Here is a 9398-nt window from a genome sequence, read left to right as displayed (position 1 = left end):
CTGGGGGAGGGGGAGCCGCAAAATGGGGCCTTCAGCCGCTTAGCCAAGCGCAGCTCGGCCAGCAGCCGAAGGCCCGCCGCACCGCCCGCTTCGCTCATCGCTTTTTCACCTCGCCGGCCACTTCGCGACTTGGGATGAACTCACCCCCGCTATTTGGGTGGCCGTCCGCCAGCGGTTTGCTCGGCACTGCCAGTTTGCGCCACCCAGCCCAGCGGCTGATCCGGGGCGGCTGACTTATATCCAGGCTGGGCCCGTCCCATCACGGTTGTGGGGGCCGCATGCTCGTCGGCGAAGTGCGCTGGGTGATGGCGAGAGTCGATTGCCCCGGTCGGAACAATCCATTGGCGGCTGGCGCGGGCGGCCACTTATGATAGCGCCATCATCTCTTGCACTGATGACCGTGTGCTGCCGACGGCTGGCAGCCGATGTTGCCCGGCTTGGCCGGGCTTTTTTTAGGTGCGCGGCGCGGTGCCGGGTTGATGGCTGCCATAGAGGGCGGCGAGGTAACCGGGCTCATCACGTTCAAACTCGGCGATCACCTTTTCTATCGGGATGATCGGGCCCGGCCCTGCGTCCTGGGGAGCGTGGCCGGCAAAGAACAGGGCGCTGCGCCTTAGCCGCGCGGCATCGTGGTCAAAGAAGGGGGCCGCCTTGCTAAAGAAATCGCGCACCGCGGCCGCGCTCGCCTTGTGCTTGACCTGGGCGATGAGGTACTCCCCTTGCGGATCGAGGCCGACAATATCGAAATCCTGCATGGTCTTGCCGGTGTGAAACAGCTTGCGGTGTAGCCGCTGCTGCTTGCGCAGCCACTCTTCACACAATAGCTCGAGGTGCCAGGGGAGCAGCATGTCGAGCCCGATCGCGTCTCTTTCATTGCGGTAGAAGCGCAGCACAGCGCGCTCGCCCATATGCCAGCGGACGAAGGCTGCATGGGGCGGGGGCACCACGAAGGGCAGGAGAAATTCATGGCGGCTCACCTCCCTTACCTTGCACAGTTGCACCACCTTGAGCTGGTTCCCCTGGCACTCCTCGACCCCCTTGCTGCCTGAGCATGAGAGGCCGATCAGGATCTTGTCGATGCCGGCGTAGGCGGCGACGATCAGGGTCTCTTGCGCTGAGGCCCGGTTGATGTAGTCGATGGCGGTTTTGGCGCTACTGCTGTGGTAATGGTCGCGGTTGAACGGCTCCGCCGCCTCCTGGTAATGGACGGCTATCTTGCGTTCGGCGAACAGGCGCGGGTTGAGCGCGGCAAAGTCGCTGTGGCTCCAGTTGTGGCGAATGTAGAAAACGAGCATGGGATGGCGTGGGGCTCAGAGATAGACCACCGCCTCGATGTTGTTGCCATCGGGATCGAACAGGAAGGCGGCGTAGTAGTTGGGGGAGTAGTGCTTGCGCAGCCCCGGCTTGCCGTTGCAGCGAAAGCCGGCCTGAATGCCGGCGCGATAGAAGGCGTCGACCTCGCTCTGATGGGCGGCGCGAAAGGCCAGATGGCAAGGGCCGCTGGGGGCCGCTTCGTCATGGGCGATGAGAAAGGCCACCAGGTCGCTGTTCATCTTGCCAAAGCCGGCCTCCAGCTCATTGGCCCACTTGGGCTCGATGCGCAGGGGGCGCAGCACGGTCTCATAGAAGTGACGGCTTGCGCTGAAGTGGGCCGTCCTGATTTCGACATGATCAAACACAGCAAACTCCTTTTGCTGAAGAGTACGGGTCGGCGGCGCCGATCCAGGCTCATCTTTATGTGGGAGATGACCGACAAGAGGTAGGCGTCGGATGGCTATCGTAAGCGCTCATCCCCGGTTTGACCAGCGCTTGCTGACAATGGATTCAGAAAGCAGACCAGAACAGCAAAAGGGAGGCGACTGCCTCCCTTTTGCTGATGGGTTGCACCCAGCGCGACTTAGCCGGCCGGCTGGGTTTTGGCGGAGCCCCCCGCCGTCTGCGTGGCGCTGTCATTGCGCAGCAGGCTGGCCGGATCGATGCGGCCGAACTCCCGGGTCTGGCCCTGGAACAGCAGGCTCTGTTGATACCAGGTGCTGGCCCAGCTGAGATCGCGCAGCGCGCTGGCTTGCGCCGGACAGGGTTGGGGAGTGGTCATGGCCAGATCCTGTTGCCAGTCGTAGCAGGTGAGCTGATCCGGATGTTGCAGGGGATACTCGATCACCGTCTTGCCGCTGACCCAGCCGAGGCTGCCGCTGGTGGCATAGCCGGCCCCTTGTGGCGGCTGGCTCAGCAGGGAGTGGCCGGCAAACCAGGGGGCACGGCCGCCGAGGTACTCCATGATGGTCGGGGCGATATCCTGCTGGGCACCGATCCCCGGCACGTGGCGGGCCGGTACCGAGCCGTCGGTGGCGTAGAGCAGGAACGGGATCCAGTAGCGCCCCAGATGGCCGGAGCGTTCACCGGCGGTGTGATCGGCGGTGATGACAAACAGGGTCGGCCCTATGTTGGCCTGCTCGAAGGCGCGGATGAAATCGCCCAGCGCCTTATCGGCGTAGTGCAGCACGCTCAGCTGACGCGCCTTGGCGTCCTCTTTGCCAAACACCCATGGCTCGCCCGGCGGCAGCTGATCGTCGTGGGTGGTGGTGTTGTTGATCATGTAGAAGAAGGGGGCGGTCTCGCGCTTGGCCTGCGCCACCACGAAGCGGTAGAGATCCGGATCTTGATAGCCCCAGCTGTTCTTCTCGACTTGGGCCGGCGGCATCTCAAGCTTGCCGTAGGAGTGCTGGGTGCCGAGCTGCTGGGCGAACGAGCCGGTCTCCCCCTTGTGCATCCCCTGGAAGACGGCGGTGCTCCAGCCCGCCTGGCTCAGCAGCTCGGGCAGGCAGTGATACGGAAGGCTTTGCAGCGCCGTGTTGGGCACGCCGGCCTCGAGGGGATTTTGGTAGGAGCACAGGGCGCTGAAGAAGCCCTCGACGGTGCGCCGGCCGCCAGCGAGCAGGCCGTCGGTGCGCAGCCCCTTGGCGTGCAGGGCATCGAAGTTGGGGGTGACGGCCGGCTCGGTCGGGGCGGCCGGGTTGTAGCTGTGCATCACCTCGGCCGGCCAGCTCTCGAGCAACATCAGCACCACGTTGACCTGGCGCGTCGGCGCCTGGTAGGGCTCGGCGGCGCGCAGGCGTTGTGGCTCGAGCTGGGCGAGGGCCTTGCTGCTCGGTGCCGGCAGTTGGCGATAGAGCGGGTTGCTGGCCTGTCCTTTGCTGGAGGCGAGCAGGCCGCTTAGCATGGCATAGGCCGGATTTAGCGAGAGCAGCGCCTGCTGCGGGTTGCCGATGTCATAGGCGCGATCGGGCTTCATCGGCAGCTCGGTCAGGGAGCCGCGAATGCCCACCGCCGCCACCAGCAGGGCCAGCAGCAGCGGCAACTCGATGCGCAGCGGGCCCAGACGCCTTTGCAGCACGGCGCCGCGCCGGCAGAGCAGGGCGGTGGCGAGGCCGACGGCCAGCAGCCCCAGCATGGGCAGCGAGTACTGCTTGAGGGCGGTGTCAAACAGGCCGGCAAACTCGCGGGTCAGCTCGCGAATTTCGTAGCCCACGTGGCGGCCCGAGTTGTCGAAATACATGAGATCGCCCAGCTGCATGGCGGCCAGCAGCAGGGCCGGCGCCCACCACCAGAGCCAAGAGAGACGACGCCGGTGCAGCAGACGCACCGAGAGCCAGCAGAGCAGGGCGGCCGGCGCCCACACCAGGCAGGCGGCCGCCAGATCGAAGCGAAAACCCCACACTATGGCCTCCAGCTGCTGGGCTGAACTTAAGGCCGCAAAGCTGGCGGGAGACCAGAGCAGGATCAGTGACTTGAGCAGCAGGGCAAGCAGCGCCAGCAGCGCCAGCCCGGCGAAAAGAAATCGCGCGAACATGGGGGAAAACCGTTAAGAGTGTGCAAAGGCACACATTTAACGGTTTTGCCGCCGTGATGGCAAGATGAACAACTGCCTATCCGGGTTGGCAGGTGAGTGAGGGCTTGCCATAGCGCTCCAGCGTGACCCGGCTTCCCTGCACCAGCAGGTGGGTGTTGCGCCCGGTATAGCGGGTGGCGTCCGCCTGGCGCTCGCCATACGCCAGCGTTTGTTGCATGTCGTCCCCCTCGGTGAGATTGAGGACGGCGGCCGGCAGCTTGCCGCCCTGATAGAAGTAGACCTCAAGGCGCAGGGCCGCGCCGCATTGGTAGTTGGTCGGGGCAGGCACCTCGAGCTGCCCCCCCTTTATCTGCAACTCGGTGATGCGCATGCGGTAGCTCTGCTCGATGCAGGCGCGCACGTCGCTGCTCTTCCAGCACTCGTTACGCCCCTTGATCCAGCCGCGTTGGATGGCTCTCTCCTGACGCTGCTCCCGCTCGGGGAAGTGGGCGATCGCTTTCGGGTAGCGCTCGGCCAGCTCTCGATCGAGCGCCGCCAGTGAGGGATCGTGACAGATGAGCTGCTCGGCCGTCCCCTCGGCCTTGGCGCAGTCGAAGGCAGGCGCGGCGTCCGCCAGCAGCGGCAGACCCAGCAGAAGCAGCATGAACAGGCGCATGGTGTGTTTCTCCTCGTAATCTCCTTTTCACTAGACCACAACCCGCGCCACATCGCATCTTTGCTGGGACAGGATGCGTCACAGCCTGCCTCTCTATTCATGGGAGAGTCGGGCGGGAGTGGTATCCTAGCGGGCTCGAAGGAGGAAGTGCATGAAAGAGAAATTGTTTGCCTGGCTCGGTGGGCTCGGGCTGGAGGTCACCAACATGATGGCCCTGGCCATCGCCCTTGGTTTTATCGTGGTGACCTCGCTGCTGCTGCACCTGCTGCTGCACCGCATCCTGCTGGTGCGTCTGGTGGGGATGATTGAGCGCAAGCAGCAGGTGTGGCTGCCGGCCAACTTGCAGCAGCGCCTGTTTAACCGCCTGGCCTTTGTGCTGCAAGGGGTGGTGCTGCTCGGCCAGGCCGAGATCTGGCTGCCGCGTGACTCGGAGAGCCTTGAGTTCATCGTGGTCACCACCCAGCTGTGGATCCTGCTGTTCCTGCTGCTGGCGCTGTTTGCCCTGCTCGACTGTGTGCTGTTTTTAAGCCGGCGCACCCAGTTCGGTCAGAGCCTGCCCCTGCGCGGCATCTTCCAGGGGGTCAAGCTGATGGGCAGCATACTGGTGGGCATCCTGATGCTCTCCCTGCTCATCGGCAAGTCGCCGCTGTTCCTGTTCAGCGGCCTGGGGGCCATGACCGCGGTCCTGATGTTGGTGTTCAAAGACCCCATCCTCGGACTGGTGGCGGGGATCCAGCTCTCGGCCAACCGCATGCTGAGCGTCGGTGACTGGCTGCAGATGGACAAGTACGGCGCCGATGGCGAGGTGACCGACATCGGCCTCACCACGGTCAAGGTGTCGAACTGGGACAAGACCATCACCACCATCCCCACCTATGCGCTCATCTCCGATTCGTTCAAGAACTGGCAGGGGATGACCGAGTCGGGTGGGCGGCGCATCAAGCGCAGCGTCAACATCGACATGACCAGCGTGCGCTTCCTGGCTCACGAAGAGATAGTGGCGCTTAAGCAGGCCAAGTTGCTGGCTCCCTACCTCAGCCGCAAGGAGCAGGAGCTGAGCGACTACAACCTGCGCTTGCAGGAGGCGATTGGCAACCCCATCAACGGACGTCATCTGACCAACCTCGGCACCTTGCGCGCCTACCTCGAGGCCTACCTCAAGGCGAGCGACAAGATCCGCAATGACATGACCCTGATGGTGCGCCAGTTGTCGCCGACCCCGGATGGGGTGCCGCTTGAGATCTACTGCTTCACCGCCACCACCGCCTGGCTGGAGTATGAGGCGATCCAGGCCGACATCTTCGATCACCTGCTGGCGGTGATCGATCAGTTCCACCTGCGCCTGCACCAGTCGCCCACCGGCTACGACATGCGCAGCTGGAGCGGTGCGCCGCAGTCATAACCGTCTGCTAAGCAAAAAGAGGGGGCTGCTGGCCCCCTCTTTTATGGAATGCTCGATCCAGTGCTAAGCCCAGGCGCCAGCGAGCCATGCAACAGGCCGCCCTCGGGCGGCCTGTCGGTTACGGCGCCTCGCGGCGGCTCAGCCACTCGACCCGGTACTGGGCGCCGGGGCCCTGGGCCAGCTTAGCGCACAGGGGCTTGAGGAAGGCGTCAATCTGCTCGTCCAGCTGCCAAGGGGGGCTGATGATCACCATGCCTGAGCCGTTCATGCCCCAGTCCGGGGTCTGACCGGCCACTTCCAGCTCTGCAACCAGCACGTCACCCAGGCCTGCCTTGGCGATGGCGCTGAGCATATCGCGCGACCGATCCGCCTCGCGCCCGAGGATGGGGTACCAGATCGCATAGATGCCGGTGGCCCAACGCTTCTGCGCTTTTTTCAAGGTCTCGACCACCCGGAAGTAATCCTCTTTAAGCTCATAGGGCGGGTCAACCAGCACCAGACCGCGGCGCGGGGTGGGGGGCAGCAGGGCCACCAGCCCCTCGAAGCCGTCACGGTGATGCACAGTGACGCGCTCATCCCCCTGCATGTTGCCGCGCAGGGACTCCACCTCGTTGTTGTGCAGCTCCATCAGCACCACCTTGTCCTGCGTTCGGGTCAGGCGGCGCGACAACTCGGGGGAGCCGGGGTAGTAGGTGAGCGTGCCATCGTCGTTCATGGCGCGCACGATAGCCAAATAGGGGTCGATACTGCCCCAGCGCGCCTGCTCGTCCCACAGCCGGCCAATACCATCGGCAAATTCCGCCTTCTTCTGGGCCCACTCGCCGCGCAGATCATACAGACCGCCACCGGCATGGGTGTCGAGAACGATGAAGGGTTTCTCTTTTTTCTTCAGGCTCTCGAGAATGAGGGCCTGCACGGCGTGCTTGAGGACATCGGCATGGTTGCCGGCGTGAAAGGCGTGGCGATAGCTCAGCATGATCTCTTATTTCCTGGCGCAGCGCGCCTTGGTGTTCGGGAAAGGGTCTCAGTGACCCGGGTTGTTCTGTGCGTGGCGCAGCTGATAGTGCGCCAGTGCCTGCCCTGGCGCGACGTCACCGCTCTCGCTCAAGGCGGCAGCCGCCAAGAGGCGCGCCTGCTGCTCGCGCTCGAGGCGCAGCTCGTGTTGCAGCAGGGCGTGGTAGTCCGTCGCGGCCAGTTGCGGCTTGATACGTCGGCGCAGGGCGCGAAACTCCTGCAATAGCGCCTCCAGGGGGGCGATGGCCGTCTCGAGGGCGTGCAGTGGCGGGGCCCGGCGCCCCACTTCGTCGCACCAGGCGAGCAGCAGGGCGAGGTTGACGTTGCCCCCCTGCGCTTGCAGGGCGAGCCAGCGCTGCGGGTCCCGCTCGTAGCGCTCGGCCGCCCACGTCCAAAATGGGGCCGGCGCGGGCCAGTTACTCGGCGGCAAAGGCCTGCTCCATGGTCTCGAGCTCTTCACTGAGGCTCATCCACTCCAGCTCCACGGCTTCCAGCTGTTCTTTGAGCGGGCCCTGGGATTTGAGCAGCTCTGAGAGCCGGCCCTTGGCGCTCTCTTCGTAGATGGCCGGGTCGGCGAGCTGCGTTTCAATCTCGCCGAGCTTGCCTTGCAGCTGCTCCATGCTGGCCTCGAGCTTTTCGAGCTTCTGGCGCAGCGGGCGGGTCGCTTGCCGAAACTCCGCCTCGCGGCGCTTCTGATCTTTTCTGGCGACCGCCGAATTGGCCGAGAGCGGCGCATCGGCCGGCTTGGCGTTTGCCTCTTTCTCCTGCTCGCCGAGCCACTTGTGATAATCGTCGAGATCGCCGTCAAAGGCTTCGACCCGGCCTGCGTGCACCAGATAGAAGTCATCGGTGGTGGTGCGCAGCAGGTGGCGGTCGTGGGAGACCACCACCATGGCTCCCTCGAACCCTTGCAGCGCCAGGGTCAGGGCGTGGCGCATCTCCAGATCCAGGTGGTTGGTCGGTTCATCGAGCAGCAGCAGGTTGGGTTTTTGCCAGGTGATGAGCGCTAGCACCAGGCGCGCCTTCTCGCCGCCCGAGAAGGGGGCGACCTTGTCGAGCGCCTTGTCGCCGTGAAAGCCGAAGCTGCCGAGGTAGTTGCGCAGCTCCTGCTCGGGTTTATCCGGGGCCAGGCGCGCCAGGTGAGCGAGCGGGGTGTCATCCGGGCGCAGGGTCTCGAGCTGGTGCTGGGCAAAATAGCCGATGCTCACCCCGGCGCTCACCTCGAGCTTGCCCGACAGCGGCGGGTTGGAGCCGGCCAGCATCTTGATGAAGGTCGATTTACCGGCCCCGTTGCGACCCAGCAGGCCGATGCGCGAGCCCGGCACCAGGTTGAGCTTGATCTTCTCGAGGATCACCTTGTCGCCGTACCCGGCGCTTAAGTTCTCCATGGCGATGAGCGGGGTCGGCAGGGCCGAGGGCTCGCGAAACTCGAAGCTAAATTCGGAGTCGGCGTGGGCGGGCAGGATCTTCTCCATCCGCTCCATGGCCTTCAAGCGGCTCTGGGCCTGGCGCGCCTTGGAGGCCTTGTAGCGGAAGCGATCGACATAGGCTTGCATGTGGGCCATCTCGCGCTGCTGCTTTTCAAACATCGACTGCTGCTGGGCCAGCTGCTCGGCGCGTTGCAGCTCGAAGTCGGAGTAACCGCCGGTGTATTCGTTGAGCTTGCCGTTTTCGATGTGGATGATGCGCCCCACCACGGCATCGAGGAAGTCCCGGTCGTGGGAGATGAGGATCAGGGTGCCCTGATAGCTCTTTAGCCACTTCTCCAGCCAGATGACGGCATCGAGATCCAGGTGGTTGGTCGGTTCATCGAGCAGCAGCAGATCGGAGCGGCACAGCAGGGCCTGGGCCAGGTTGAGACGCATGCGCCAGCCACCGGAGAAGCTGCGCACCGGCGAGCTAAGTTGCTCGTCACCAAACCCGAGGCCGTGTAAGAGTTCGGCGGCGCGGGCACGGATGCTCCAGGCGCCTATGGTGTCGAGCCGGCCGTGCAGCTCTGCCACCAGCATGCCGTCGTCGGCCGCCTCGGCGGCGCTGAGCCGGGCTTCGAGGGCGCGAAACTCCTTGTCGCCGTCGATGACGTAATCGAGGGCGGAGCAGTCGAGCGCCGGGGTCTCCTGGGCCACGCCGGCAATCTGCCAGCCGGAGGGGAGCGTGCATGAGCCGCCGTCCAGGGTCAGCTCGCCGCGGATCAGGGCAAAGAAGGTGGACTTGCCACTGCCGTTCTTGCCCACCAGACCAACCTTGTGGCCGGGGTGGATGGTGGCGCTGGCGCCATCGAGCAGCTTGCGGCCGCCGCGGATCAGTTCGACTTCACTGGCAACGATCATGGAGATACCGGGGATTTGAAAAAAGGGCGAAAAAAACGGGCCGATCTTACGTGAAATGGCCTCTGTTTGCACACCTGACCCACAATATGGGAGCGAGGCGATGGTTTGCCGGCGGCAAACCTGCCATAACCCTCATACCGAGGCTCA

The 9398-nt window shown here is 64.5% G+C and carries 8 protein-coding genes; 1 reads left to right on the top strand and 7 read right to left on the bottom strand.

Annotation, left to right across the window (positions count from 1 at the left end; translation table 11 throughout):
• Window positions 1–452: 452 nt before the first annotated feature.
• The 4 genes from BN1134_RS15440 to BN1134_RS15425 form a co-directional block, all read right to left on the bottom strand.
• Window positions 453–1295, bottom strand: a complete 843-nt coding sequence (locus tag BN1134_RS15440) for a hypothetical protein (RefSeq protein ID WP_042048297.1) — start codon at window positions 1293–1295, stop codon at window positions 453–455.
• 15 nt (window positions 1296–1310) lie between these two features.
• The gene (locus BN1134_RS15435; protein ID WP_042048296.1) at window positions 1311–1679 is read right to left on the bottom strand and encodes a VOC family protein; all 369 of its coding nucleotides are present in this window, start codon (window positions 1677–1679) and stop codon (window positions 1311–1313) included.
• Between the two features lie 218 nt (window positions 1680–1897).
• Complete coding sequence (locus tag BN1134_RS15430) at window positions 1898–3850, bottom strand: LTA synthase family protein (RefSeq protein WP_042048295.1); 1953 nt, start codon at window positions 3848–3850, stop codon at window positions 1898–1900.
• 76 nt (window positions 3851–3926) lie between these two features.
• Entirely contained in the window at window positions 3927–4505 is a 579-nt protein-coding gene (locus tag BN1134_RS15425) for a lysozyme inhibitor LprI family protein (protein ID WP_042048294.1), read from the bottom strand.
• A gap of 151 nt (window positions 4506–4656) precedes the next feature.
• On the opposite strand from BN1134_RS15425, the gene BN1134_RS15420 reads away from it, so the two are divergent.
• Window positions 4657–5907, top strand: a complete 1251-nt coding sequence (locus tag BN1134_RS15420; RefSeq protein WP_042048293.1) for a mechanosensitive ion channel family protein — start codon at window positions 4657–4659, stop codon at window positions 5905–5907.
• Window positions 5908–6025: 118 nt separating this feature from the next.
• Here the strand turns inward: BN1134_RS15420 and BN1134_RS15415 are convergent, their stop codons facing one another.
• Genes BN1134_RS15415 through BN1134_RS15405 form a run of 3 tightly spaced genes read right to left on the bottom strand, consistent with a single transcriptional unit; the run spans window position 6026 to window position 9251 of the window.
• Complete coding sequence (locus BN1134_RS15415; protein WP_042048292.1) at window positions 6026–6883, bottom strand: 23S rRNA (adenine(2030)-N(6))-methyltransferase RlmJ; 858 nt, start codon at window positions 6881–6883, stop codon at window positions 6026–6028.
• Between the two features lie 48 nt (window positions 6884–6931).
• Window positions 6932–7351: a DUF2390 domain-containing protein gene (locus BN1134_RS15410; RefSeq protein ID WP_052449511.1), complete on the bottom strand. Its 420-nt coding sequence runs from the start codon at window positions 7349–7351 to the stop codon at window positions 6932–6934.
• Window positions 7338–9251 carry an ABC transporter ATP-binding protein gene (locus BN1134_RS15405; RefSeq protein ID WP_042048304.1) on the bottom strand — a complete coding sequence of 638 codons (1914 nt, stop codon included), beginning with the start codon at window positions 9249–9251 and terminating at the stop codon, window positions 7338–7340. The genes BN1134_RS15410 and BN1134_RS15405 overlap by 14 nt, the downstream gene beginning before the upstream one ends.
• Window positions 9252–9398: the final 147 nt, after the last annotated feature.

The sequence above is a fragment of the Aeromonas simiae genome, assembly GCF_000820125.1.
GTDB lineage: Bacteria > Pseudomonadota > Gammaproteobacteria > Enterobacterales > Aeromonadaceae > Aeromonas > Aeromonas simiae.
This window is presented reverse-complemented; position numbering and strand designations above follow the sequence as displayed.